Origin of the sequence: Micromonospora sp. WMMD723, from assembly GCF_049863385.1 — a bacterium.
GTDB lineage: Bacteria > Actinomycetota > Actinomycetes > Mycobacteriales > Micromonosporaceae > Micromonospora > Micromonospora wenchangensis.
Window position 1 is genome coordinate 5684201 of the sequence record NZ_JBMKNR010000001.1, and the last position, 24461, is coordinate 5708661.

Genomic DNA, 24461 nt, shown 5'->3' on the forward strand with positions numbered 1-24461 from the left:
GACCCAGGCTAGTCACCGGCCGCCGCCCGCACCGGCCCGTACGCGGCCGCGACGCGGTGGCGTACACCTCAGTGCCCGGCCCGGTGGCGGCATTGACGCGGCGTACGACGACCGGCAAGCTCCTGTGCTCGGATCGTCGGCGGCGGGCGTCGCCGGCCACGGCGGGGGAGGGTCGATGACGCGGCGGACGGCCATCCGCGTATCGACGCTGCTCACCACGCTGCTCGTCGTCGGCGCGGCGACGGTGGCCGTCCCCGACCCGGCCCGCGCGGCGGCACCGGCCACGGTGTGCCGGGTCCGCGACGGGCGGCTGACCGAGATCTCCGGCATGGCCGCCACCGACTCCGGGTTCGTGGTGGTCAACGACGGCGCCGACGACGCCTCCCGGCGGCGCATCTTCTTCCTCGACTCCCGGTGCGCGGTGGTGCGCACGGTGGCCTACCCGTCGCGGCCCCGCGACACCGAGGACCTGGCGCTCGGCGCGGACGGCACGGTCTGGGTCGCCGACATCGGCGACAACGACCGGACCCGGTCGACGGTGGCGCTGTGGAAGCTCGCCCCCGGTGCCCGCCGGCCGGTGCTGCACCGCCTGACGTACCCCGACGGGGCGCACGACGCGGAGGCGCTGCTGCTCGACGGGGCGGGCCGCCCGGTGGTGGTGACCAAGCAGGGCGGCAGCGCCGGCGTCTACGTGCCGGCCGGGCCGCTGCGGGCCGGCGCGACGGTGCCGTTGACGCCGGCCGGGCAGGTCCGGTTGCCGCTCACCACGACTTCGAACCCGTACTCGTTCTTCGGTCGTCGGCTGGTCACCGGCGGGGCCGTCGCCCCGGACGGCCGCCGGGTGGTGCTGCGCACCTACGCCGACGCCTTCGAGTACGAGGTGACCGACGGCGACGTGGTGGCCGCGCTCACCGGCGGCACGCCCCGGACCGTGGCGCTGCCCGACGAGCCGCAGGGTGAGTCGGTCAGCTACAGCCGCGACGGCCGCTTCCTGCTCACCGTCTCCGAGACCGCCGGTCAGCCGCCCGGCACCCTGCCGACGGTGCTGCGCTACGCCCGCCCGGCGGCCCCGTCGGCCCGGTCGACCCCCACGCCGGCCGGGTCGTCCCCGCCCGCCCCGGCGGCGTCCACCGCAGCACCGGCGGCGGCGTCCCCGGGCGCGGCCCCCGTTCCGGGGCCCCGGGCCGACGTCGGTGGAACGCGGTCGCTGCTGCTGGGGGTCGGGGTGATCGGCGTCGGCCTGCTGCTGGCGGCGCTGGTGGGGGTGGTCAGGTCGCGGCGGACCCGCCGCTGAACCGGGGGACGGCGACGGCGGGATGCGCCGGTGGGGGATGCTGGACGCGTGCAGATCAGCATCCTCGGCCCGCTCGCCGTCGACGGCCGGCCGGTCCGGGGCGAACGGCTCGCCGCCGTGATCCGTACGCTGGTCGACGCGCGGGGCCGGGCGGTCTCCACCCCGCTGCTGGTGGACGCGGTGTGGGACGGCGCACCACCGGACGACGCGACCGGCGCGGTGCAGGCCCTGGTCTCCCGGGTACGTCGGCTCGGACTGCCGGTGGTCGCCGTCCCGGGTGGCTACCGGTTGCCCGCCGATCAGGTCACCGTCGACGCGGTCCGGGCCCGGTCGCTGCTGGAGCGGGGCCGGGCCGCCCTGCGCGACGGCGCCGGGGCAGCGGCCCGGGACGCCGCCGACGCGGCCCGGGCCCTGTTCCCCGAAGTCCCGGAGTGGGACACCGAGCAGACCCGCCGGCTGTTCGCCGACGTCGTCGCGTTGCGCGCCGAGGCGGCACTGACCGGCCCCGGCCCGTACGACGACAGCGACCTGCGGCGGCTCGTCGCGCGGACCCCGCCGGACGAGCCGTCGGCCGCCCTGTTGGTGCGGATGCTCGCCGCCCAGGGGCGCGACGCCGAGGCCCTGGAGGTGGTCGCGCGGTTGCGCACCGAACTGTCCGACCGCTACGGCACCGACCCGTCACCGGTGGTCAGCGAGGTCCACCTGGCGTTGCTGCGTGGTCAACTGACCACCCCGGCCGCCCCGGCGTCGCCGGTCGGGTCGACCCGGACGGTCCTGCCGGCCGCCTGGCGGCGGCCGGTGACCGCGCTCGTCGGCCGGGAACGTGACGTCGAGGCGGTGGAGACGGCGCTGGCCGAGGCGGCCCTGGTGACCGTCGTGGCCACCGGCGGCGCGGGCAAGACCCGGCTCGCCGCCGAGGTGGTACGCCGGGCGGTGGCGGCCGGACGGCCGGCCCGGGTGGTCGAACTGGCCGGCCTGCGGGCCCCGGAGGAGGTGCTGCCCACCGTCCTGGCGGCTCTCGGCGGGGCGGACACCACGACGGCCGGCGGCGGCACCCTGGGCCGCGACCGTCGGGTGCTCACCCCGCAGGAGCGGCTGCGTGCCCTGGCTCCGGATCTCGACGGCCTGGTGGTGCTGGACAACTGTGAACACCTCCTGGACCCGGTGGCGGCCGTCGTCGCGGACCTGGTCGCGGTGAGCCCACCGGAGGTGGCCGTGCTGGCGACCAGCCGGGCGCCGCTGGGCCTGGCCGCCGAACGGGTGCACCGGTTGACCGTGCTGCCCGACGCCGACGCGGTGGCGCTGGTCGAGTCCCGGGCCCGCGCCGGGGGTGCGGTGCCCACCTGGGACACCGACCGGGCGTTGGCCCTGTGCCACCGGCTGGACAACCTGCCGCTGGCCCTCGAACTGGCCGCCGCCCGCCTGCGGCACATGCCGATCGACGACGTGCTCGCCGGGCTGACCGACCGGTTCGCGCTGCTCGACGCCGCGCTGCGCGGCCTGCCGGAGCGGCACGCGAGCCTGTGGGCGATGGTCGACTGGAGCCGGGAACTGCTCGCCCCCGCCGACCGGGACCTGCTCCAGCGGGTCGCGGTGGTCCCCGCCCCGTTCACCGCCGACCTCGCCGCCGCCGTCGCCGGCCTGCCCGACGTCCGGCGTGGGCTGGCACGGCTGGTCGAACAGTCCCTGCTGACCCTCGTCGAGGGCGACGGCCCACCCCGCTACCGGATGCTGGAGACCGTCCGCGAGTACGGCGAGGCCCGGCTCGACGCGGCAGGTGACCGCGCCCCGGCGATGGCCGGTCTGGTCGGCTGGGCCCGGCGGCAGGCGGTCGGGCTGCTCGACCGGTTCATCGGCCCCGATCAGCTCGACGCGTTCGCCGGGTGCGCCGTCGAGCAGGACAATCTCGTCGCCGGCCTGCGCTGGGCGGCCGGGCACGACGACGAACCGGCGGTGGTGGACATCGCCACCCCGCTGTTCCACCTGTGGGCGGTGCGGGGCCTGCACCTGGAGGTCTCCGGATGGTCCCGGGGCCTGCTGCACCTCGACGCCCCCGACCGGCGGGGCGGCTCCGCGATCGTCTCCGGCCGGGCCAGCGGTCGGCCGTTGCCCGACGCCGACCGGCTGGCCTGGATGTGCCTGCTGGTGGTGGTCAACGCCGGCATCACCGGCCCGCTCCGGCTCGCGGTGCTCGCCCGCCGGGCCCTGTTCCGGCTGCTGGCCGAGCGGCCCCGGGAGGTCTCCTCCCGGCACGCGGTGCTCGCCACGGTGCTGCCGGCGTTCGACCAGCTCGACCCGGAGTTGGCGCTGCCGGGCACCGCCGCCCTGATCGAGCATCCCGACCCGTACGTGCAGGGCTTCGGTCTGTTCGCCCGCGCGGCGATCGGGGACAGCGGGGGTCTGCCGGCGGCCTCGGTGGCCGACGCCGAGCAGGCGTACCGCCGGTTCGAGGCGGCCGGCGACCACTGGGGGATGGCGATGGCGGCGCAGGTCGTCGGGCACGGCCTGACCCCCACCGACGGCGGGTCCACCGAGTGGCTGGCGCGCGGAGTGCACCACATGGAGCTGATCGGCGCCACCCAGGACGTCCGCGCCGCCCGGGTGGTGCTGGACGTGCAGCTCGCGCTGCGCGGTGACCCGGCGGCCGAGCGGCGGTTGGTCGAGACGGCGATCCCCGGCCAGGGGGAGGAGGTGGAGACCGCGCAGGCGGGCCTGGGGCTGGCCCGCCTGGCCTGGCAGCGCGGGCGGCACGCCGAGGCGCTCGACCACGCCGACACGGTGGTCCGCACGCTGGCCGGCTGGACCGGCCCGCCGCCGCAGCCCCGGGTCGTGCTGCGGGTCGCGGTGGCGGTGCTGCGCCTGCGGATCGCCGAGGTCTGGCCGGCCGCCCGGCGCGACGTCGACCTCCGGGCCACCGACCTGCTGGCCGCCGCCGGTGCGGAGGCGCTGTCGTCGCGGGACCTGCCGGTGATCGGGACCTGGGCGTTGGGGGGCGCGGAACTCGCCGCCTGGCGCGACGACGTCGGGACCGCCCGGGAGTTGTTCGCGCTCGGCACCCGGCTGGGCAGCAACTCGGCGGCGTTCTTCCCGTCCGGCATCGGCGAACGGCTCACCGCCGCCCTCGGTGACGAGGCGCGGCGGGAGCCGTTGCTGGCCGGGTGGCGGGCGCGGCCGGCCGCCGCGGCCGCCACCCGCATCGGCGAGCTGATGGACGACCTGCTCGGCCGGGTCAGACCCGCCGACGGTACGCCCGCAGCGCCAGTGGCATGAACACCGCCACGAAGCCGGCGCACCACAGCAGCGTCCACCACACGTGGTTGCCGACCGGGGTGCCGAGGAACAGTCCGCGCATCGCCGTCACCAGGTGGGTCAGCGGGTTCACCGTCACCACCGCCTGCATCCAGCCCGGCAGGGTGCCGGCGGCGACGAACACGTTGGACGCGAAGCTCAACGGCATGATCAGCGCGAACATCACCCCCTGCACCGCGCCCGGCGTGCGGACCTTCATCCCGACGTACACCGGCAGCCAGCTCAGGCAGAGCGCGAACAGCACCGCGAGCAGGCAACCGGCGAGGGCCTGGACCGGGCCGGACTCGACCCGGAAGCCGAGCAGGTAGCCGATCGCCAGGGTCGACACGGTCACGATCACGTACCGCACCACGTCGCCGAACACCGCGCCGACCAGCGGTGCGGACCGGGGGACGGGCAGCGAACGGAACCGGTCGAAGATGCCCTTGGCGATGTCGGTGTTGAGGTTGACGCCGATCGCGATGCACCCGGTGGCGATGGTCTGCGCCAGGATGCCCGGCAGCAGGTACTGGAGGTAGTCGTGGGTGGAGCCGGCGACCGCGCCACCGAAGACGTACACGAAGATGACCAGGAACAGCACCGGTTGCAGGGTGACGTCGATCAGCGCCTCGGGGGTGCGCCAGGTCTTGATCAGGCTGCGTTTGGCCAGTGCCAGCGAGTGCCGCAGCAGGCGCAACGGCCGGGGCTGCGCCACGACCGTGGACAGCGTCGGCCCGGTGCGCGGCGGGGTGCCGGTCAGGGTGCTCATGCGGCGACCTCCGTACGGGTGGTGTCGTCGTCGGCCGCGGTCCGGCCGGTGAGGGTGAAGAAGACCTCGTCGAGGCTGGGCAGGTGCAGGGAGAGTTCGGTGACCGCGATGCCGGCGGCGGCCAGCCGGGCGACGCTCTCGGTCAACGCGGAGTCGTCGGTGACCGGCACCGCGAGCACGCCCCTGCGGATCTCGTCGGCGGGCGAGCCGGAGCCCACCCGGGACAGGATCGCCGCGGTCGGGGCCAGGTTGGCCGGGTCGGTCGGCCGCACCTCCAGGGTCTGCCCGCCGACGACCCGCTTGAGCCCGTCCGGGGTGTCGTGGGCGATGACCCGGCCGTGGTCGATCACCGTGATGGCGTCGGCCAGCGCGTCGGCCTCCTCCAGGTACTGCGTGGTGAGCAGCACGGTCGCCCCGTTGCCCACCAGCGACCGGACGACGTCCCACATGTCCTCGCGTTTGGCCGGGTCGAGGCCGGTGGTCGGTTCGTCCAGGAAGATCACGTCCGGTGAGCCGACCAGGCTGGCGGCCAGGTCCAGCCGGCGGCGCATCCCGCCGGAGTAGGTCTTGGCCGGCCGGTTCGCGGCGGCGGTCAGGTCGAACCAGTCGAGCAGTTCGGCCGCCCGCCGCCGCGCGCCGGCCCGGCCGAGTTCCAGCAGGGTCCCGAACAGTTCCAGGTTCTGCCGCCCGGTCAGGTCCTCGTCGACCGAGGCGTACTGGCCGGTGAGGCCGATGGACTGCCGGACCCGCTCGGCCTGGCGTACCACGTCGAGGCCGTTGATCCGGGCGGTGCCGGCGTCGGGGACCAGCAGCGTGGACAGGATGCGCACGGCGGTGGTCTTGCCGGCCCCGTTCGGGCCGAGCACCCCGAGCACGGTGCCCCGGGGCACGGCGAGATCCACCCCCTGCAACGCCCGGGTGGACCCGAAGGTCTTGACCAGGCCCTCGGCTTCGATCATCAACTCAGCTGTCATGCCGGCCAGCGTGCGCCGGCCGGCTGACACCGCGCCGACATGCCACCGACACGCCGCCGACGCCCCGCCGGGGGTCAGCAGCGGACGATCGTCGCGTTGTTCAGGGTGATGTTGCCGATGGTCAGGTTGTCGGCGCAGGGGTTCTCCACGATCCGGTTGTTGACCAGGGTGAAGTTGCGCAGGGTGAGGTCCCGGTTGCCGGGGAACTCGGCGCGTTCGGCGAGCCGCACCTCGCCGCCGCCGCTGATCGTGCCGCCGTTGGTGGCCAGGCTCACGCCGTAGCAGTTCTCGATGAGCACGGCGTTGTTGCCGGTGTTGGCGATGTCGACCCGGTCGATCGTCGCGCCGCCGGACTCGGAGACGCAGAACACGCCCCGGCCGCCGCCCCGGGCCCGGACGGTGCCGACCCGGATGTTGGTCGGGTAGCTGTCGCCGATGCGGCCGTTGCGGTTGGCCATCCGGAACGCGGCGTAGCCGGTGCCGGTGCCGGCGTTCTCGGCGTCGACGGTGGACACGGTGGCGTTGATGGTCTGGTTGAGCAGCAGACCGGACTCGCCGACGTTGCGGGCGGTGACGGTGCCCACGGTCAGCCCGTCCACGCCGTACGTCTCGACGGCGTGCGAGCTGGCGCCCGAGACGTACACGTTGTCGATGCGTACGTTGCGGGTCCACTGGCTGGTGTCGCCCCGGTTGTCGATGCGCACGCCGAGGCCGGCGGAGAGCCGCATGTCGAGCTGCCCCAGCACGACGTTGGTGACGTTGCGCAGGAAGACCCCGTACAGCGGGGTGCCGGTGAGGGTGAGGTGCTGCACCTCGACCTGGGTGGTGCCCCGGGAGTAGACGGGGGCCTGGTCACCGGAGCCGGTGCCGGTCACGTTGATCGTCCCGCACACGTCGAGGGTGGTGTAGCTGGGCAGCGAGATGCGGGAGTTGGCGCTCATCGAGCCCGAGCCGCGCACCACCACCCGCTGCTTGCTGGTCCGCCCGGCGGTCAGGCTGTTCACCGCGGCCTGTACGGCGGCCCGCAGGTCGGTGCCGGTGTGCACGGTCGTCGCGCCGTTGCGGACGGTCCAGGTGCCGCCGGCCAGCACCGCCTCGGCCTGGAACGCACCACTGCCGCAGTCGGCGGTGGCACCCGGCCGGACGAGCTGCCACTGCTGGTTGGTCCCGTCGAGGTCCTGGTACTGGGAGATGGTCGCCCCGTCGGCGGTGGACCGTTCCCACACGTCGAGGGCCTTGCCGGAGTGCCGGTTGAGCAGCCGGACGTAGCCGCCGGCCGAGTCGACGAGCCGGAAGTGCTGCCGGGTGTTGCCGCTGCTCGCCGGGTTCTGCACCAGGGCGGTGCCGTCGAGGGCGTTGGGCAGTTCGAGGACCTTGCCGCTGTGCGCCGAGCGGAGCTGGTAGTAGCCGCCGCCGACGTCGACGAACCGCCACCGCTGTACGGCGAGGTCGTTGCGGGTGTACTGCCTGACGGGCGCGCCGTCGGCGGTGGACCAGTCGTACAGGTCCATCGCCTTGCCGCTGTTGCGGTTGACGAGCACGTGGTCCACGCCGGTGTCGACGGTGGCCGCGGAGGCGGCGGTCGGGACGACGGCGGTGGCGGCGGCGACCAGGGCGAGGGTGGTGACGGCCAGCAGGCCGAGCCGCCGGGGGCGGGGACCTCGGGTGCGGGTGGCGGGTGGCATGGGGCTCCTTTCTGCGGTGACGGGGTGCCGGGACGGGCCGCCTGCACCGTATCGACACTCATGGATTCGGGCAAACCCCGCCGGTCGGTGTCGACCGGGCAGGCCCGGACATCCGCCCCACCCGTCCGACACGCGGTCGGCCCGACGACGGTGCTCCGATGTGGGCGCTGTTATCGTCGGCGGCCGGGCGGCGACTGGGCGGCCCCCACATCGAACAGGTGGTCGCCGTGACCCGGCCCCGTACCCTCGTCCCACCGGTGCTGCTGGGCCTCGTCGTCGTGGCGCTGGTGCTGTCCGGCATCCGGCCGTACGACCGGCTGACCTGGCTGCTGGAGACGGTCTGGGTGATCGTCGGCGTGCCGGTGGTGCTGCTGGTGTGGCGGCGTTTCCCGTTGACCACCCTGCTGTGCTGCCTGCTGGCGGCGCACGCGCTGGTCCTCGTCGTCGGCGGACACTGGACCTACGCGCGGGTCCCGCTGGGCGACTGGGTACGCGACGCGCTCGACCTGTCCCGCAATCCGTACGACCGGCTCGGGCACTTCGTGCAGGGCTTCGTCCCGGCGGTCCTGGTCCGCGAGATCCTCGTCCGGCGGTCCCCCTTGCGCGGCAGCCGCTGGCTCGCCCCGCTGGTGGTCTGCGCCTGCCTCGCCTTCAGCGCCTTCTTCGAGATGATCGAGTGGTGGTCCTCGGTGGCCGGTGGCTCCGCCGCCGACGACTTCCTCGGCACCCAGGGCGACGTCTGGGACACCCAGTGGGACATGTTCCTCGCGCTGGTCGGGGCGGTCACCTCGCTGGTCCTGCTCAGCCGGTGGCACGACCGCCAACTGCCGGCCCCGACGCCCACGCGCCCCGCTGCCGTCCCGGTGGGCTGACCGCCGACCCCGACCCCGGACCACGGCGGGGCCGGTCGGGGCGGCCGGGCGCGGGACCTGCGGATGGCGTTGACGGACCCGGGGCGGCTGGTCACCGGCGGGTGGGCCAGGTGGCCAGGACGGCGCTGACGTCCAGCGCCTCGGCCGGGTCCGGTGCCGGCCGGGGCGGCGGCGCGGGCGTCCGGTCGAACCGGGGCGCCGGCGCCGGCTGCACCTCGCCGTCCACCGCGACGAACGTGCCCCGCGCGGCGTTGTGGGGATGGCGGTGCGCCTCGGTGGGGGCGAGCACCGGTGCGACACAGGCGTCGCGGTCGGCGAAGACCGCCGTCCACTCGTCGCGGGTCCGCTCGGCGAACCGGGCCGTGAACCGCCGCCGCAGCTCCGGCCAGCCGGCCGGGTCGTACTGCGCGGGCAGCGTCGGGTCGTCGGCCAGGCCGAGGCCGGTCAGCAGCGCGGCGTAGAACACCGGTTCCAGCGCGCCCACCGCCACGAACCGGTCGTCGGCGGTGCGGTAGGTGTCGTAGAACGGTGCGCCGCCGTCGAGCAGGTTGCCGCCCCGGGGGGCGGTCCACCGGCCCGCGCCGAGCATCCCGTGCAGGAACGCGGTGAGCAGCGCCGACCCGTCGACCATCGCGGCGTCGACCACCTGCCCGAGGCCGGAGCGTTCCCGCTCCAGCAGCGCGGCCAGCACCCCGGTGACGAGCAGCATCCCACCCCCGGCGAAGTCGCCGAGCAGGTTCAGCGGGGCGTGCGGGCGGTGCCCGGGGCGGCCCAGCGGCTCCAGTGCGCCGGCCAGCGCGATGTAGTCGATGTCGTGCCCGGCGCGGGCGGCCAGCGGACCGTCCTGCCCCCAGCCGGTCATCCGGGCGTACACCAGGCGGGGGTTGCGGTCCCGGCAGGTCTCCGGCCCGAAACCGAGCCGCTCGGCCACCCCCGGCCGGTACGCCTCGACCAGCACGTCGGCCCGCTCGACCAGACGCAGCAGGTCGGCGACCCCGGCGGGGGTCTTCAGGTCCAGCGTGGTGACCCGCCGCCCCCGGTGCAGGGGGCCGGTCGTCGGGACGCTCAGCCGTCCCGGGCCGACGCCGCCCGGCCGGTCGACACGCACCACGTCCGCGCCGAGGTCGGCCAGCACCATGCAGCCGAACGGGGCCGGGGCGAGGCTGGCAAGCTCCACGACGCGTACCCCGGCCAGCGGTCCACCGGTGGGCGCGTCGGGGTCAGAGGGCACGGGCGATCAGCTCCTTCATGATCTCGTTGGTGCCGCCGTAGATCTTCTGCACCCGGGCGTCGGCGTACATCCGGGCGATCGGGTACTCGGTGGTGTAGCCGTAGCCGCCGAACAGTTGCAGGCACCTGTCGACGATCTCGCACTGTCCCTCGGTGAGCCAGGCTTTCGCCATCGCCGCGGTGGCCACGTCCAGCTCGCCCCGGTCGTGCCGGCCGATGCAGTCGTCGAGGAACACCCGGCTGACCCGGGTCCGGGTGACGCACTCGGCCAGCACCATCCGGGTGTTCTGGTGGCCGATCAGCGGCCTGCCGAAGGCGGTGCGTTCCTTGACGTACGCGGTGGTCAGCTCGACGGCCCGCTGCATCGCCGCCACCGCGCCGATGCCGATGACCAGGCGTTCCTGGGGGAGTTGCCGCATCATCTGGCCGAAGCCGAGCCCCTCGGCCCCGCCGAGCAGGTGGTCGGCCGGCACCCGCAGCCCGTCGAAGAACAGCTCGGCGGTGTCGTTGCCGTGCAGCCCGATCTTGGACAGCAGCCGGCCCCGCCGGAATCCGGCCGGTTCGTCGCCGACCTCGCAGACCAGCAGGGAGATCCCGGCGGCGCCCTGCGTCGGGTCGGTCTTGACGGCCAGGACGACCAGGTCGGCGAGGCCGCCGTTGCTGATGAACGTCTTGGCCCCGGTGACCAGGTAGTCGTCGCCGTCGCGCACGGCCCGGGTCCGGATCGCCTGCAGGTCGGAGCCGCCGTCGGGTTCGGTCATCGCGATCGCCCCGACCAGTTCCCCCCGGCACAGCCCCGGCAGCCAGCGCCGCTTCTGTTCGGCGCTGCCGTAGGCGACCAGGTAGCCGGTGACGATGCCGCTGTGCACCCCCAGCCCGAGGGTGCTCTCCCCGACGTGCGCCTGCTCGTGCAGCAGGACCGCCTCGTGGGTGAAGCCGCCGCCGCCCCCGCCGTACTCCTCGGGCACGGAGAGGCCGAGCAGGCCCAGCTCACCGGCGCGCCGGTAGTGGTCGCGGTCCGGGTGGCCCTGGGCCAGCAGCCGTTCGGTGTGCGGCAGCACCTCCCGGGTGAAGAAGTCGCGGGCCAGCTCGGCGAGGTCGTCGTGTTCGGGCGCGCGCCACGGCGAGGTGTAGGTGTCGAGTCCAGGCGTCGGCATGGGTCCACCCTCACGCCCTGTTGGCGACGTGTCAACAATCCTTGATCATCGTCCGGCGTCGACCCGCCCGCCGACGACCGGCACCCCGGCTGACGGGACCGGCCCGCCGACCCGGGACACGCCGCGCCACCTGCCGATAGGGTTCGGCGGATGAGCGTTGACACCGAACCCCGGCGACGGCGGCTGGAGCCCGACGCCCGGCGGGGACAGATCCTCGCCTGCGCGGTACGGCTGTTCGGCGCGCGCCCGTACGCGGACGTGTCGACCACCGACGTCGCCCGTGCGGCCGGGGTGGCCCGCGGCCTGATCAACCACTACTTCGGCACCAAGAAGCAGCTCTACCTGGAGGTCGTGCGGGTGATGGTGACGGTGCCCGGGGTCGCCGTCGAACGGCTGCCCGACGGCGACCTGCGCACCCGGGTCGACGCCAGCGTCACCTGGTTCCTCGACGTGGTCTCCCGGCACCGCGACTCCTGGCTGGCCGCCGTGACCGCCGGTGGGATGGGCCACGATGCCGACGTCGCCCGGGTGCTCAGCGAGGCCGAGGAGGTCGCAGCGGACAGCGTGCTCGTCGCGGTGGGGCTGGCCGACGTCGCGACCTGCCGGGCCGAGCTGCGCGGCATGATCCGGGCGTACGGGGGGCTGGCCACCTCGACCGCCCGGGAGTGGCTCCAGCGGGGCACGCTGGACCGCGACCAGGTGCACCTGCTGCTGACCGCCACCCTGCTGACCATCGTGGAGCAGGTCTACCCGGCCATCGTCGCCCGCCGGCAGGCCGTGGCCCACCCGCCGCCGACCTGATCGTCACCGGCCGGCCGTGCCGACTGCGGGTGACGCACGTCGACACCGCTCGACCGACGGCTCAGCCCGGACGGTCCGTGGCGGGCCGCTGCACGGTCATCGGCACGGTGTCCAGCCGGGCCCAGTCCCGGCTGATCTCGGCGGCGGTGCGCAGCAGCCGGGGCAGATGTTCGTCGGTGAGCCGTTCCAGTGAGGTCTCGGCGGCGTGCACGGTGACGTTGAGCGCGGCCACCACCCGGCCGTCGCCGTCGCGTACCCCGGTGGCGACCGACCGGATGCCGGCGGCCAGGTCCTGGTCGGCCAGGGCCCAGCCGCGTGCCCGCACCTCGCGCAGTTCCCGGTCCAGCTCGTCGCGGTCCGGCTGCCAGCGCGCGGCGATGCCGGAGCGGCTCGGCACGGCCAGCACGGCGGTGAGTTCCGTCGGGGTGAGGGCGGCCAGCAGCACCTTGCCCATCGAGGTGGCCACCGCCGGGAACCGGGTGCCGATGGTCACCGCGAGCGTGACGATCTTGGGCACGGCGACCCGGGACACGTAGACGATGTCGCTGCCGTCGAGCTGGGCCAGCGAGGTCGACTCGTCGGTCTCGGTGACCAGGTGGCGCATGTGCGGACGGGCGACGTCCCAGATGCTCAGCGAGTTGACGTACGCCACGCCCAGCTCCAGCACCCGGGGGGTGAGCGCGAAGCCCCGGTCGGCGGCGCGCACGTAGCCAAGCTCCTCCAGGGTGAGCAGGATGCGGCGGACGGTGGGGCGGGCCAGCCCGGTCACCGTGGCGATCTCGCTGAGCGTCATCGTCGGCTGGCCCGGACGGAAGCAGCGCAGCACGTCGAGGCCGCGCGCCAGCGCCTCGATGAAGTCGGTTCCGGCCTCGCGCCCCATGGAGTCCCTTCGCTGGCTGCCCCGCGCCCGGCGGGCGGTCACCCGCCGGGCGCGTCGGATGGCTAATGTTTCCACTGTGCCGAGCCGGCGTCCCACTCGGTGTAGGTGTACGGGTTGTCCAGCACCGCCGTCTCGGGGACGTCCGGGTTCATCCCCTTCTCCCACGCGTCGACGCCCATCGTGCCGGTGAGGTGCTCGACGGTGCGTTCCACGGCGGCGCGGGCGGCGGCGAGGTCGACGTCGACCAGCCGGTGCTCGTGCTTGACCACCCGGCCGTCGACCAGCACGGTGTGCACGTCGCCGCGTTGGGCCTGGAACGCCACGTGGCCGTAGGGGTGCAGGATCGGGAACATCACCGGTGACCGGTCGTTCTTGATCAGCACCACGTCCGCCCGGCGGCCCGGGGTGAGGGCGCCGACGAGGTGGTCGAGGCCGAGCGCCCGGCTACCGCCCCGGGTCGCCCACTCCACCACCTGCTCGGCGCGCAGGTGACAGTGGGTGACGGTCTCCTGTCGACCGTGCGCCTCGAGGTGTTCCCGGGAGCGGTCGGCGCTCAGCGTGGCGCGCATCGCGGAGAACAGGTCGCCGCTCCACCAGACGCTGGTGTCCATCGACAGCGAGACCGGGATGTCGTGCTGGCGTAGCTGCCAGGTGGGCGGGTAGCCCTGGCCGGCGCTCTGCTCGCTCTCGGTGGACACCGAGACCGAGCCGCCGGTGGCCGCGATCCGGTGGTACGAGTCGCGGTTGAGGGTGGCGGCGTGCACGTAGACGGTCGACTCGGTCATGAACCCGTGCTCGTGCATCAGCCGGATGCCGTCGTCGTTGGTGGCCCCCCAGACCCCGGCGTGGGTGGTGACCGGTACGCCGAGGTCCCGGGCGACCTCGAAGGCGGCCCGCTCGGGGAAGGCCGGGTCGCCGGTGACGTCGAAGGCCATCTGGAAGCCGAGCCGGTCGCCGCGACCGTGGACGCGGCGGGTGACGAAGTCGCGGAACTCGGGGGTGGTGGCCCACTCCCACGGTCCCTGCTGCAGGTTGCCGTAGGCGAGCACGAACCGGCCCGGCACCGCCTCCAAGGCGTCGACGGCGGCGTCGGCGTGCTGCGGGGTCTGCAGGCCGTGCGACCAGTCCACGGTGGTGGTGACCCCGGCGTCGATCGCCTCGATGGCGGCGAGCAGGTTGCCGGCGTAGACGTCCTCGGGGCGGAACAGTTTGCCGGACTCCAGGTAGTACCAGACGAAGTACTGGGTGAGCGTCCAGTCGGCACCGTAGCCGCGCATCGCGGTCTGCCACATGTGCCGGTGGGTGTCGATCATGCCGGGCATGACGATGCCGCCGGCCGCGTCGATCTCCCAGGTGCCCTCCGGCACGTCCAGCCCCACGCCGACGGCGGCGATCCGGTCGTCGACGACCAGCACGTCGGCGCGGGGGAGCACCGTGTGGGTGTCGTCCATGGTCAGCACCAGGCCGTTGCGGAAGACCACCGGCCGGCCCACCACCGGTGTCCGCCCCTCGTTCGCGCTCATCGCCGCCACTTCCGTTCCGAGGTCTGCGGACGATCGTCCGCTGTACGGTCAGATCAAGTTTCGCCAGTGTGTTCCCGGTCACCGGCCATGTCAAGGGCGAGTTGCCGAACTGTTTCCGGTCGTTGCAAACGGCGTGGAGCTGGGAGTTTCCCGAGAATTGCCTCGGGGTGTTGACGCCCGGCGGGCTCGTCGGGAAACTGGCCATGCGGACAGTCGTCCGTCTGGCGGTCAAGTCGAGGGGTGGGGCATGGTGGAGGAGACACCGAGCAGGACCGGGCCGCTGCACGGCGTCGTGGTGGCCGACTTCTCCCGCATCCTCGCCGGGCCGTACGCCACCATGCTGCTGGCCGACCTCGGCGCCGAGGTGATCAAGGTGGAGGGGCCCGGCGGCGACGACACCCGCACCTGGATGCCCCCGGTCCGCGACGGCGTGGCCACCTACTACCTGGGCATCAACCGCAACAAGCGGTCCATCGCGCTCGACCTCAAGGACCCCGACGACCTGGCCGTGGCGCACCGGCTGGCCGCCCGTGCCGACGTGCTGATCGAGAACTTCAAGCCCGGCGGGCTGCGCCGATTCGCGCTGGACTACGACACCGTCGCCGCCGGCAACCCCCGGGTGGTCTACGCCTCGATCAGCGGCTTCGGCACCGGCGCGGGCGCGGCCTACCCCGGCTACGACCTGATGGTGCAGGCCATCTCCGGGCTGATGAGCCTCACCGGCGACCCGGACGGCCCGCCCTACCGGGCCGGCATCTCCGTGTTCGACGTGATGGCCGGGCTGCACGCCTCGATCGGCATCCTGGCCGCCCTGCACCACCGGCACGACTCCGGCCGTGGCCAGCACGTCGAGGTCAACCTGCTCTCCTCGGCGCTGTCCGGGCTGGTCAACCACAGCAGCGGCTACGTCGCGGGCGGGGTGGTGCCCTACCGGATGGGCAACGCCCACCCCAGCCTCTTCCCGTACGAGCCGCTGCCCGTCGCCGACGGCGAGCTGATCGTGATCGCCGGCAACGACGGGCAGTTCCGCCGGCTCTGCCAGGTGCTCGACCTGCCGGAACTCGTCGACGACCCCCGGTTCACCCGCAACCAGGACCGCACCGCCAACCGGGAGGAACTGCGTCCGCTGCTGGTCGAACGGCTGCGCCGACGCACCCGCGACGAGTGGTTCACCGACCTGATGGCCGCCGGGGTGCCCTGCGCCCCGATCAACACCATCGACGGCGGGGTGGCGCTCGCCGAACGTCTCGGGCTGGACCCGGTGGTGACCGTCGGCGAGGGCGCCGCCGCGGTGCCGGGCATCCGGCACCCGATCACCCTTTCGGACACCCCCGCGCGGTACGGCGCCCCGCCGCCCGCGCTCGACGAACACGGCGAGGAGATCCGCGCGTGGCTGACCGGCAGCTAGACTTCCCGACCTCGATCGGCACCTCCGACCCGACCACCATCCGGTTGCTCGGTCAGGACCTGGCCGGCGACCTGATGGGCCGGGTGGGCTTCGGTGAACTGGCCTTCTGGCTGGTCGCCGGGCGTCGCCCGGGCCCCGGCGAGGTACGCGTCTTCGAGGCCGTCCTGGTGGCCCTGGCCGACCACGGCTTCACCCCCACCGCGATCGCCGCCCGACTGACGTACCTCAGCGCGCCGGAGGCGTTGCAGGGGGCGATCGCCGCCGGCCTGCTCGGTGGCGGCTCCCGTTTCCTCGGCGTCACCGAGGACTGCGGCCGGTTCCTCGCCGACACCCTCGCCGGTGTCGCCGAGCTGCCCACCGACGATGCCGGCTGGGACGCCGTCGCCCTGGACGCGGTCCGTGCCGCCCGCGTCGACAGGCGTCTGGTGCCGGGGCTCGGCCACCCGGTGCACAAGGAGACCGACCCGCGCACCCCCGTGCTGGTCGCGATCGCCGAGCAGGAGGGCCTGCGCGGGCCGCACCTGCGGCTGTTCGAGGCGATCGGCCGGGTCCACCCGCAGGTGCTCGGCCGTACCCTGCCGCTCAACGGCGCGGGGGTGTGCGGCGCGGCCCTGGCCGACCTCGGCCTGCCCATCGACCTGCTGCGCGGCTTCGCCCTGCTGGCCCGCACCGCCGGCCTGCTCGGCCACCTCGCCGAGGAGCGCCGTCGCCCGCTCGGCATGGACATCTACCGCACCGTCGACCGCAACGCCCGGTACGTGCCGGACGACGCCGACTGATCCCCCCACCGCCACCGTCTGCGAGAGGAGCGGCCATGGCCCAGGTCGTCGCGGTCATCGCCTCCACCCACCATCCGTTCTACTACCGCGCCACCACCGCCACCGGCGAGGACCGGCCCCCGTTCGCCGACGAGTGGGCCCGCAAGATCCTCGCGTTCCGGGAGACCCTCACCCGGGCCAGGCCGGACGTGCTGGTGATGGTCGGCTCCGACCACTTCCACCAGCTCTGGCTGGACAACATGCCGCAGTTCCTGGTCGGCAAGGCCCCGTTCTACGACGCCAACTGGTACAACGAGGAACGCGAGTTCGGCCTGCCCCGGATGCTGCTGCGCGGCCAGGAGGACCTGTCGGCCCACGTGCTGCGCGCCGGCCTGGACGCCGGGTTCGACCTGGCCTTCAGCAACGAGCTGCGGATCGACCACAGCATCACCTGCCCGATCATCACGCTGCGGCCCGAGGCGGACCTGCCGATCGTGCCCATCTACACCAACATCTTCGCCCCGCCGCTGCCGCAGCCGAAACGGTTCGTGCAGCTCGGCGCGGCCATCCGGGAGATCGTCGAGAGCTGGCCCAGCCACCTGCGGGTGGCCGTCATCGGCACCGGCCACCTGTCGCTGGAGCTGGGCGGGCCGCGCCAGTTCGGCCCGCAGGGCCCCGACCCGGAGTTCGACCGTCGGGCGGTGGAGTGGATCGCCAACGGCGACCTCGACGGCTGCCTGTCCGAGGTGACCCTGGACAGCCTGCACGCCCCCGGCAACGCCACCCACGGCTTCATGGACTTCATGCTGATGATGGGGGTGGCCGGCGCGGGTGCCAAGGCCGACCACGTGGACACCCTCGACCTGTTCCACACGATGGAGGCGTACTTCACCTGGTACCCGAACGGAGCACCGGCATGAGCCGCTACCTGGTCGACAAGTTCCTCTACACCGTCGACCGCGATCCGGAGCTGGTCGAGCGTTACCGCACCGACCCGCACGGGACGGTGGCCTGGTGGGAGGCCGAACGCGCCAACGCGGTCCTCAACTGCCACACCGGCGAGGCGAGCACCTGGCTGCGCTTCACCGACGAGGAACGTGACGCGCTGGCCAACCACGACCATGTCCGGCTCTTCGCCCTCGGCGCCCACCCGTTCCTCACCCTGACCCTGTTCATCGCCATGTTCGAACGGGACCACGCCGAGCCGATGGCCTACCAGAAGCAGTACGGCCTGCGGCTGGCCCACTTCTCGCTGCCGTACCCCGACATCGCCACCTGACCGCCGGCCGCCCGCTGGCGCAGCGTGGTGGACAGGGCGAACGCGAACGCCGCGACGAGCGCGGCCAGCACCGCGAGGGTCACGTCGCGTCCAGGTGGTCGCCGAGCGGACCCACCGTCCACCCCCGTCGCCGGCACTCGTCGAGCAGGTGGGGGAGGGCGTCGAGGGCGGACCGCCACGCGCCGGGCGCGGCCGCACAGGAGGAGTCGTGCAGCAGCACGGTGCCGCCGCCACGCAGTCCGCGACGGAGTTCGGCCAGCACCGACCGGGCGTCGGCGGTACGGGTCCAGTCCCGTCCCCAGCATGTCCAGAGCACCGGCCGCAGACCCAACCGGCGGGCTGCCAGCAGGGCCGGCCCGGTCGACACCCCGTACGGCGGGCGGTAGAACCGGGGGGTCTGTCCGGTGACGGTGACGGTCAGCTCGTGGGCGACGGCGAGGTCCCGGCCGGTGGCCAGCGGCCCCCGCAGCAGCAGGTTGCGGTGTTCCCCGCCGTGCAGGGCGACCTCGTGTCCGGCGGCGACCAGCCGCCGTCCCAGCTCGGGGTGCCGGCGCAGCATCGTGCCGAGCAGGAAGAACGTCGCCCGGACCCGGTGGGCGGCCAGCACCGCCAGGAAGTGCGGGGTGGACCGCGGGTCGGGGCCGTCGTCGAAGGTGAGCGCGATCCGGTCCGGCGGTCCCACCCCGTCGAGCCGGTGCAGCAGCCGCCCCCGCAGCACCGGCAGCGCGGTGACCGCCGGTGCCCCGTGCAGGCCCGCGCCGACGGCGACCAGCCCCGCCGCCAGCAGGCCCGCCGTCCGTTGCCTCACCGGCGGCCCCGCGTCGGGGCGAGCAGCGTCGCGACCACCGCCACGGCGTCGCCGAGGCCCCGGCGTGGCCGGTGGTACGCCCGGCCGTCACCGGGTGCGGCGGCCATCTCGGTGACCAGTGCCTCCACGTCGGCCGGGTCGACGGACAGCGGGGCGGTCCGGTCGCGCCGGCCGGCGGTCTCCACCAGCGCCGGCCGCAACTGCTCCGCCGACGCCGCCCGTCGGGTCAGGCCGGCCCGTGCGAGGATGCCGGCGTTGGCCCGCCCGTGTCCGGGCAGCGGCCGGTAGGTCACCACGGGCACCCCGGCGGCCAGCGCCTCCTGGCAGGTCAGGCCGCCCGCGTTCTCCACCACGACGTCGACCGCGCGCATCAGGGTCGGCATGTCGTCCACCCACCCGAACACGTGCTCCCAGTCCCGGCGTAGCCGCTCGTAGAGCGGGACGTTGCGCCCGCACACCACCACCGGTCGGGCCCAGCCGGTCGCGCCGACCTCCGCCACCGTGGTCTCGACGTCCCCGGCGCCCCACGCCCCGGCGACGATCAACGCCAGCCGGTCCTGTTCGGGCAGCCCGAACCGGCGACGGGCCTGCCGCCGGTCGGTGCGGTGCGCGCCGCCGAAGGCGGGTGACACCAGCGGTCGCACCGTCGTGACCGGGGTGTCGGCGTCGAGCGGGGGCGCCTCGGCGTGCCGCAGCGCGTAGTACCGGTCCACGCCGGGGCTCAGCCAGGTGGGGTGCAGGGCGAAGTCGGTGACGTAGCTGACCACCGGGACGGTGAGCCGGCCCTGCCGGCGCAGCGGTCCGAGGAGTTGGTTGGCGAAGGGGTAGGTGGTCACCACGGCGAGGGTGTCCGGCGGAATGGCCCGGCCCATCCGGCGTCGCACCGGTCGTAGCAGCCTGCGGATCAGCGCGACGGACAGCCGGGACCGGGCGGTCAGGGTGAACAGCGCGTCGTAGCCGCGGGGGAGTCGACGCAGTACGTCGCGGTACGCCTCCCGCAACATCCAGCGCACCGGGCGCGGCAGCACGTCCAGCAGGTTCAGCCGGTCCACCGTGAGGCCGCGTTCCCGCAGCCGGCGGGCCAGTTCGCCGGCTGCGGTGTCGTGGCCGGCGCCGACGTCCGCCGAGATCACGAGGACCCGCCCTCGGCACTCCATGCGGGCGCGGATACCCGTCGCGGGTCGGGACAGTCCCGGGGGAGCGCCGCATCCGATGTCGAGAACAGAAAGACGTCTTTACTGTTAACAAACTTTAATTTACCGTGGTGGCAATCCCCCCGTCGAGGAGTGCCCATGCGCCGCACGATCACCGTCCCCCTGGTGACGACAGGTGCCGTCGTCACCTCCCTGGGCCTCGCCGCGCCCGCCCAGGCCCACGGCTACGTCTCCGCCCCGCCCAGCCGCCAGGCCCTCTGCGCCCAGGGCAAGGTGCCCGACTGCGGTCAGATCCGCTACGAGCCGCAGAGCGTCGAAGGCGTCAAGGGCCTGCGCAGCTGCAACGCCGGCATCACCCAGTTCGACGTCCTGAACGACGACAACCGGGGCTGGCCGGCCACCCCGGTCGGCAGCACGGTCACCTTCACCTGGGTGAACACCGCCCGGCACGCCACCAGCACCTGGGAGTACTTCATCGGCGGCACCCGGGTCGGCGTCGTCGACGGCGGCGGCCGGCAACCCGACGCCACCGTCTCGCACACCGTCAACCTCGGCGGCTTCACCGGCCGACAGAAGATCCTGGCCGTCTGGAACATCGCCGACACCGCCAACGCGTTCTACTCCTGCGTGGACGTGCAGATCGGCGGAACCGGACCCACCCCCACGCCGGGTCCGTCGCCGACCCGGACCCCCACGCCCACCCCCACCCGTACCGCCACCCCGACCCCGACCGCCCCGCCGACCGCCGGTGGCAGTTGGACGGCCGGCCGTAGCTACCAGGTCGGCGACGTCGTCACCTACCAGGCGGTGAGCTACCGGTGCCGGCAGGCGCACACCGCCCTGCCGGGTTGGGAACCGCCGTACGTGCCCGCCCTGTGGACCCGGATCTGACCCGGCCGTCGACCATGCCGCCGCGCCGACCGGGCATCGCGTCCCCACCCGCCGCCGGCCCCGGACGGGCCGGCGGCGGGCGGCCACCCGTGCCCGCCGACCGGCCCGCCCGCCGACGCCGGAGCGCCGTGGTCGCCGTGGCGGCCCTGCTGCTCGCCGGATGCGCGCCCACCGCGCCCCCGGCCACCCCCGCGCCGTCGGGCACCACGACCGTGGTCGACGGACTCGACCTGGTGTTCCTGCACACCATGACCGCCCACCAGGAACGGACCCTGGCCATCGTCCGGGCCGCACCACAGCGGGTCCGGGAACCCCGGTTGCGGACCCTCGTCGCGGCGATCGACGCCACCGAGACCGACGAGGTGGCCCAGGCCAGGCAGTGGATCGCCGCCGCCGGACCGGCCGGCGACCGCCACCGGCACGCCCACCCCGACCCGGGCGACACCCCCGATCCGGTGGCACTGCTGCGCGGCACCCCGGACGCCGGCTACGACGCCGCCCTGGTGGCGGTGCTGGTGCCGCAGCAGCGGCAGGCCGCCGCGCTGGCCCGGGCACACCTGGCGGTGGCCGTCGCCCCGGCCGTCCGCGACCTGGCCCGGCGCATCGACGAGTCCCGTACCGCGCAGATCCGACTGATCGCCGCGCTGCCGGTCATCCCGCCCACCCGCTGACCGTCGGCCGACGCCGGAAACGCCCGACGCCACAGCGGAAACGGCCGATTCCCCCACCCGTACGGTCAGCGGGCCGAATCGTTCGGTCACCCCCGCGACATCGATGTTCCTCGTGTTTCCGGCCACCGGTATAGTCCCGGCAATCCCCATTGGAGGGTCGCAGGGAATACACGTGATCTGCGTGACGGCAGCTGGGCTGGAGGATGCGCTGTCCGGCTCACCATTCGTCGGACGGCGGCCGGAGGTCGCCCGCATCCGCGCCGCCCATGCCGACAGCGTCCGCACCGGCACCCAGGTCGTGTGCGAGGTCGTCGGCGACCCGGGAATCGGCAAGACCCGCCTCGTCCACGCCGCGCTGGACGGCTGCGTCCCGGCCCTGCCCCGGGCCGTCGGCACCTGCGTGGAGGCCGAGCGGGACATCCCGTTCCACGTCTTCCGGCACGCCTTCGGCGCCCCCCACCCCGTGAGTGCCGACCCGCAGCATTCCACCGTCGTGCCCGACGGCCTGCCGGCCCCGCTCGACGTACGCCAGTTCCGCACCTACCAACTGGCCCGCCGGCTGCTCACCCTGGCCGCCCGCGACGGGCTGGCCCTCGTCCTGGACGACCTGCACTGGGCCGACACCTCGTCCATCGGGCTCGTCGCCCACCTGCTGCGCTACCCGGTGCCCGCGCCGCTGCTGCTGATCCTGGTCTACCGGCCCCGCCAGCTCGACACCGCGATGCCGTTCGGCCCGCCCGAGGCCGGCGTCCCCGGCGGCCGGGGCCGGGAGCGGATCGAACTGGGACCACTCAGCCTCGCCGAAACCGTCGCGCTGTACCCGGACGAGGACCCGGCCGAGCTGGGCCGCCGCCACGACCGGGCCGCCGGCAACCCCGGCTACCTCGCCGCGCTGGCCGGCGTCGGGCCGGCCGACGGCGACCGGGACGCTGCGCCGACCACCGGGCCCCGGCTCACCGACCGGGCCGTGGCCACCCTGCGCGCCGAGTGGGCCGGCCTGTCCCCGGTCGACGCGACCTGCCTGCGAGCCGCGGCCGTGTGCGGCACCCCGTGCGGGGTGGACCTGCTCGCCGAGGTCGCCCGGCTGCCGACCGGGCAGGTGACCGAGTCCGCCTGGCGTCTGGTCCGCCGGGACCTGCTGCGGGTCGTCCCGACCACGGCACGGTTCACCTTCCGACACCCGGTGCTGCGTGCGGCGGTCGCGCAGGACACCGACCCGGCCTGGCGGGCGGAGGCGCACCACCGGGCGTTGACCGTGCTGCTCGCCCGGCAGGCCCCGCCGGCCGAGCGGGCGGCGCAGGCCGAACACCTGCTCGGGCTGCCCCACGGCCGGCCGGTCGAACCCTACGTCGACGTGCTCTGCCGGGCCGCCGAGGAGATCCGTGGCGATGCCCCGGAGTCGGCCGTCCGTTGGCTGCGTACGGCGTTGCGCGCGGTACGCCCGCCGGCCGGCTCCCCGGACAGCCGGCACGCCGTCACCCTGTTGCTGGCCCGGATCACCGGCGAGATGGGCAACCTCGCCGAGAGCCGCACCCTGCTGCGGGAGGTCGTCCCCGAACTGCCCGTCGACCCGACCGGCCGCCGGACCGCAGCCGTCGCCCAGTGGGTACGGGTGGAGCGCCTGCTCGGCAACTACGCCGAGGCCGCCGCGATCAGCCGCCGGGAACTGGTCGGGACACCGACCGCCGGGGCGTTCCAGCTCGCCACCGAACTCGGCGCGATCGGCATCCTGTCCGGTCACCCGTCGCCGGTGCCCGGCGGAGCACCCGACGGCGAGGCCAGCGGCATCGACCGGGCCGGCCTGCTCGCCGTCCGCGGGCTCGCCGCCGCCCACGACGGCGAGGTGCGGATCGCCCGGGAGTTGCTCGCCGCCGGCACGCCGATCGTCGACGCGCTGCCCGACCGGGACCTGCGCGAGCGCCCCGACTGCCTGCTGGCGGTCGGGCTGGCCGAGCTGTTCCTGGAACGACCCGCCGACGCCACCCGGCACCTCGACCGGGGGATCACCCTGGTCCGTGACGCCCACCGTGACGACGGGCTCTGCCAACTGCTGCTCGGCCGCAGCCAGGTCGCCTACCACCGGGGGCAGCTCGGCACCGTGATCGGGCTGACCACCGAGGCCGGCGGCATCGCCCGCCGGATCGGCAGCCGTTCCCTGCTCAGCTTCGCCCTCGCCTTCGAGGCCCAGGCCACCGCGTGGCGGGGCGGCCCACGTGACGACGAGCGCGCGGTGGCCCTGGCCCGCACCTCCGTGGAGCTCGCCAACGACCTCGACAGCTGGTCGGGCCGGACCGCGGCGACCGCGCTGGCCACCGCGACGCTGCTCGCCGGGGATCCCGACACCTGCGTGGAGATGCTCACCGACGCCGGTGGCGACAGCCGGCTGACCCGCCTGCAGGCCTCCCTGCGACCGATGTGGCACGAACTGCTCTGCTCCGCCGCCCTGGCCGCCGGGGACCTGCCCGAGGCGTACCGGCGGGCCCGCGCCGCGTTGGCCGCCGCCGACCTGCTCGGCCTGCCCGGCCAGCACGCCTTCGCCGAGTCGGCGTACGGGGAGGTGCTGCTCGCCCGGGGCGAGGTGCTGACGGCGCTGCCGTACCTGCGCACCGCGGCGGACCGGTTCCGGGCCGCCGGCATGACACTGCGGCACAGCCTCGCCCTGGTCGCCATCGCCCGCGCCTCCGAGGCGGTGGACCAGCACGGCCCCGCCGGCCGGGCCCGTCGCCAGGCACAGGAACTGGCCGCCCGGTGCGGCACCGAACGGGTCGGCCTGCGACTGGCTAGGCCGGTGCGGGCGCTCGCCGAGACCGCCCTGACCGACCGGGAGTGGCACATCGCCCGGCTGGCCAGCACCGGCGTCACCAACCGGCTGATCGGCCGTCAGCTGCACATCAGCCCCCGCACGGTGGAGGCGCACCTGACCCGGATCTACCGCAAGGCGGGCGTGGAGTCCCGCTCCGGTCTGGTCGCCTGGGTGTCCCGGTTCGACGACACCGACCGCTGACCCGGGCCGCCGCGG

Annotated in this window: 20 protein-coding genes; 11 read left to right on the plus strand and 9 right to left on the minus strand. The window is 74.5% G+C overall.

Features of this window, described 5'->3' with window-relative positions; genetic code table 11:
- The first annotated feature begins 175 nt into the window (after positions 1 to 175).
- Both ACN261_RS24630 and ACN261_RS24635 read left to right on the plus strand, forming a co-directional pair.
- Positions 176 to 1294 carry a hypothetical protein gene (locus ACN261_RS24630; protein ID WP_421482015.1) on the plus strand — a complete coding sequence of 373 codons (1119 nt, stop codon included), beginning with the start codon at positions 176 to 178 and terminating at the stop codon, positions 1292 to 1294.
- A 48-nt stretch (positions 1295 to 1342) separates the two neighbouring features.
- Positions 1343 to 4564, plus strand: a complete 3222-nt coding sequence (locus ACN261_RS24635; protein ID WP_425852381.1) for a BTAD domain-containing putative transcriptional regulator — start codon at positions 1343 to 1345, stop codon at positions 4562 to 4564.
- Here the strand turns inward: ACN261_RS24635 and ACN261_RS24640 are convergent.
- The 3 genes from ACN261_RS24640 to ACN261_RS24650 all read right to left on the minus strand — a co-directional run bounded on the left by ACN261_RS24640 (position 4524) and on the right by ACN261_RS24650 (position 8010).
- On the minus strand, positions 4524 to 5351 hold the full coding sequence (locus tag ACN261_RS24640; RefSeq protein WP_208565998.1) for an ABC transporter permease: 828 nt from the start codon (positions 5349 to 5351) through the stop codon (positions 4524 to 4526). The genes ACN261_RS24635 and ACN261_RS24640 overlap by 41 nt on opposite strands.
- On the minus strand, positions 5348 to 6325 hold the full coding sequence (locus ACN261_RS24645) for an ATP-binding cassette domain-containing protein (RefSeq protein WP_421482018.1): 978 nt from the start codon (positions 6323 to 6325) through the stop codon (positions 5348 to 5350). Before ACN261_RS24645 ends, ACN261_RS24640 begins: the two co-directional genes overlap by 4 nt.
- Positions 6326 to 6399: 74 nt before the next feature.
- Entirely contained in the window at positions 6400 to 8010 is a 1611-nt protein-coding gene (locus ACN261_RS24650; RefSeq protein ID WP_425852384.1) for an RICIN domain-containing protein, read from the minus strand.
- 158 nt (positions 8011 to 8168) lie between these two features.
- On the opposite strand from ACN261_RS24650, the gene ACN261_RS24655 reads away from it, so the two are divergent.
- Positions 8169 to 8882: a DUF2238 domain-containing protein gene (locus tag ACN261_RS24655; RefSeq protein ID WP_421482021.1), complete on the plus strand. Its 714-nt coding sequence runs from the start codon at positions 8169 to 8171 to the stop codon at positions 8880 to 8882.
- A 91-nt stretch (positions 8883 to 8973) separates the two neighbouring features.
- Here ACN261_RS24655 and ACN261_RS24660 read toward each other — a convergent pair whose 3' ends face one another.
- Both ACN261_RS24660 and ACN261_RS24665 read right to left on the minus strand, forming a co-directional pair.
- Positions 8974 to 10113, minus strand: coding sequence for a CaiB/BaiF CoA transferase family protein (locus ACN261_RS24660; protein WP_425852386.1), 1140 nt, complete (start codon positions 10111 to 10113; stop codon positions 8974 to 8976).
- Entirely contained in the window at positions 10103 to 11269 is a 1167-nt protein-coding gene (locus tag ACN261_RS24665) for an acyl-CoA dehydrogenase family protein (RefSeq protein ID WP_425852388.1), read from the minus strand. Before ACN261_RS24665 ends, ACN261_RS24660 begins: the two co-directional genes overlap by 11 nt.
- A 150-nt stretch (positions 11270 to 11419) precedes the next feature.
- Between ACN261_RS24665 and ACN261_RS24670 the strand changes: the two genes are divergently transcribed.
- The gene (locus ACN261_RS24670; RefSeq protein ID WP_421482024.1) at positions 11420 to 12070 is read left to right on the plus strand and encodes a TetR/AcrR family transcriptional regulator; all 651 of its coding nucleotides are present in this window, start codon (positions 11420 to 11422) and stop codon (positions 12068 to 12070) included.
- A gap of 61 nt (positions 12071 to 12131) precedes the next feature.
- Here ACN261_RS24670 and ACN261_RS24675 read toward each other — a convergent pair whose 3' ends face one another.
- The gene (locus ACN261_RS24675) at positions 12132 to 12950 is read right to left on the minus strand and encodes an IclR family transcriptional regulator domain-containing protein (protein WP_421482025.1); all 819 of its coding nucleotides are present in this window, start codon (positions 12948 to 12950) and stop codon (positions 12132 to 12134) included.
- Positions 12951 to 13012: 62 nt separating this feature from the next.
- Positions 13013 to 14473 carry an amidohydrolase family protein gene (locus ACN261_RS24680; protein ID WP_425852391.1) on the minus strand — a complete coding sequence of 487 codons (1461 nt, stop codon included), beginning with the start codon at positions 14471 to 14473 and terminating at the stop codon, positions 13013 to 13015.
- Positions 14474 to 14720: 247 nt separating this feature from the next.
- On the opposite strand from ACN261_RS24680, the gene ACN261_RS24685 reads away from it, so the two are divergent.
- Genes ACN261_RS24685 through ACN261_RS24700 form a run of 4 tightly spaced genes read left to right on the plus strand, consistent with a single transcriptional unit; the run spans position 14721 to position 17918 of the window.
- On the plus strand, positions 14721 to 15881 hold the full coding sequence (locus ACN261_RS24685) for a CaiB/BaiF CoA transferase family protein (protein WP_421482027.1): 1161 nt from the start codon (positions 14721 to 14723) through the stop codon (positions 15879 to 15881).
- Positions 15863 to 16660, plus strand: a complete 798-nt coding sequence (locus tag ACN261_RS24690; RefSeq protein WP_421482028.1) for a citryl-CoA lyase — start codon at positions 15863 to 15865, stop codon at positions 16658 to 16660. Before ACN261_RS24685 ends, ACN261_RS24690 begins: the two co-directional genes overlap by 19 nt.
- Before the next feature lie 35 nt (positions 16661 to 16695).
- A complete protein-coding gene (locus ACN261_RS24695) occupies positions 16696 to 17559 on the plus strand; it encodes an extradiol ring-cleavage dioxygenase (RefSeq protein ID WP_145920058.1) in 864 nt (287 codons plus the stop codon).
- A complete protein-coding gene (locus ACN261_RS24700) occupies positions 17556 to 17918 on the plus strand; it encodes a hypothetical protein (protein WP_421482029.1) in 363 nt (120 codons plus the stop codon). The genes ACN261_RS24695 and ACN261_RS24700 overlap by 4 nt, the downstream gene beginning before the upstream one ends.
- A gap of 79 nt (positions 17919 to 17997) precedes the next feature.
- Here the strand turns inward: ACN261_RS24700 and ACN261_RS24705 are convergent, their stop codons facing one another.
- Both ACN261_RS24705 and ACN261_RS24710 read right to left on the minus strand, forming a co-directional pair.
- On the minus strand, positions 17998 to 18726 hold the full coding sequence (locus ACN261_RS24705; RefSeq protein ID WP_425852394.1) for a polysaccharide deacetylase family protein: 729 nt from the start codon (positions 18724 to 18726) through the stop codon (positions 17998 to 18000).
- Positions 18723 to 19859 carry an MGDG synthase family glycosyltransferase gene (locus ACN261_RS24710; protein WP_425852396.1) on the minus strand — a complete coding sequence of 379 codons (1137 nt, stop codon included), beginning with the start codon at positions 19857 to 19859 and terminating at the stop codon, positions 18723 to 18725. Before ACN261_RS24710 ends, ACN261_RS24705 begins: the two co-directional genes overlap by 4 nt.
- A 159-nt stretch (positions 19860 to 20018) precedes the next feature.
- Here ACN261_RS24710 and ACN261_RS24715 point away from each other — a divergent pair, with 159 nt between their 5' ends.
- The 3 genes from ACN261_RS24715 to ACN261_RS24725 all read left to right on the plus strand — a co-directional run bounded on the left by ACN261_RS24715 (position 20019) and on the right by ACN261_RS24725 (position 24446).
- Positions 20019 to 20771: a lytic polysaccharide monooxygenase gene (locus tag ACN261_RS24715; protein ID WP_425852397.1), complete on the plus strand. Its 753-nt coding sequence runs from the start codon at positions 20019 to 20021 to the stop codon at positions 20769 to 20771.
- Positions 20756 to 21442: a DUF305 domain-containing protein gene (locus tag ACN261_RS24720; protein WP_425852399.1), complete on the plus strand. Its 687-nt coding sequence runs from the start codon at positions 20756 to 20758 to the stop codon at positions 21440 to 21442. Before ACN261_RS24715 ends, ACN261_RS24720 begins: the two co-directional genes overlap by 16 nt.
- 181 nt (positions 21443 to 21623) lie before the next feature.
- Entirely contained in the window at positions 21624 to 24446 is a 2823-nt protein-coding gene (locus ACN261_RS24725) for an ATP-binding protein (protein WP_425852400.1), read from the plus strand.
- The last annotated feature ends 15 nt before the right edge of the window (positions 24447 to 24461 follow it).

What these genes read in the sequence shown, in the direction of transcription:
- ACN261_RS24630 (WP_421482015.1), top strand. Translation starts at nt 176, where the DNA reads ATGACGCGGCGGACGGCCATCCGCGTATCGACGCTGCTCACCACGCTG.
- ACN261_RS24640 (WP_208565998.1), bottom strand. Translation starts at nt 5,351, where the DNA reads ATGAGCACCCTGACCGGCACCCCGCCGCGCACCGGGCCGACGCTGTCC.
- ACN261_RS24645 (WP_421482018.1), bottom strand. Translation starts at nt 6,325, where the DNA reads ATGACAGCTGAGTTGATGATCGAAGCCGAGGGCCTGGTCAAGACCTTC.
- ACN261_RS24650 (WP_425852384.1), bottom strand. Translation starts at nt 8,010, where the DNA reads ATGCCACCCGCCACCCGCACCCGAGGTCCCCGCCCCCGGCGGCTCGGC.
- ACN261_RS24655 (WP_421482021.1), top strand. Translation starts at nt 8,169, where the DNA reads ATGTGGGCGCTGTTATCGTCGGCGGCCGGGCGGCGACTGGGCGGCCCC.
- ACN261_RS24665 (WP_425852388.1), bottom strand. Translation starts at nt 11,269, where the DNA reads ATGCCGACGCCTGGACTCGACACCTACACCTCGCCGTGGCGCGCGCCC.
- ACN261_RS24670 (WP_421482024.1), top strand. Translation starts at nt 11,420, where the DNA reads ATGAGCGTTGACACCGAACCCCGGCGACGGCGGCTGGAGCCCGACGCC.
- ACN261_RS24675 (WP_421482025.1), bottom strand. Translation starts at nt 12,950, where the DNA reads ATGGGGCGCGAGGCCGGAACCGACTTCATCGAGGCGCTGGCGCGCGGC.
- ACN261_RS24680 (WP_425852391.1), bottom strand. Translation starts at nt 14,473, where the DNA reads ATGAGCGCGAACGAGGGGCGGACACCGGTGGTGGGCCGGCCGGTGGTC.
- ACN261_RS24685 (WP_421482027.1), top strand. Translation starts at nt 14,721, where the DNA reads ATGGTGGAGGAGACACCGAGCAGGACCGGGCCGCTGCACGGCGTCGTG.
- ACN261_RS24695 (WP_145920058.1), top strand. Translation starts at nt 16,696, where the DNA reads ATGGCCCAGGTCGTCGCGGTCATCGCCTCCACCCACCATCCGTTCTAC.
- ACN261_RS24700 (WP_421482029.1), top strand. Translation starts at nt 17,556, where the DNA reads ATGAGCCGCTACCTGGTCGACAAGTTCCTCTACACCGTCGACCGCGAT.
- ACN261_RS24715 (WP_425852397.1), top strand. Translation starts at nt 20,019, where the DNA reads ATGCGCCGCACGATCACCGTCCCCCTGGTGACGACAGGTGCCGTCGTC.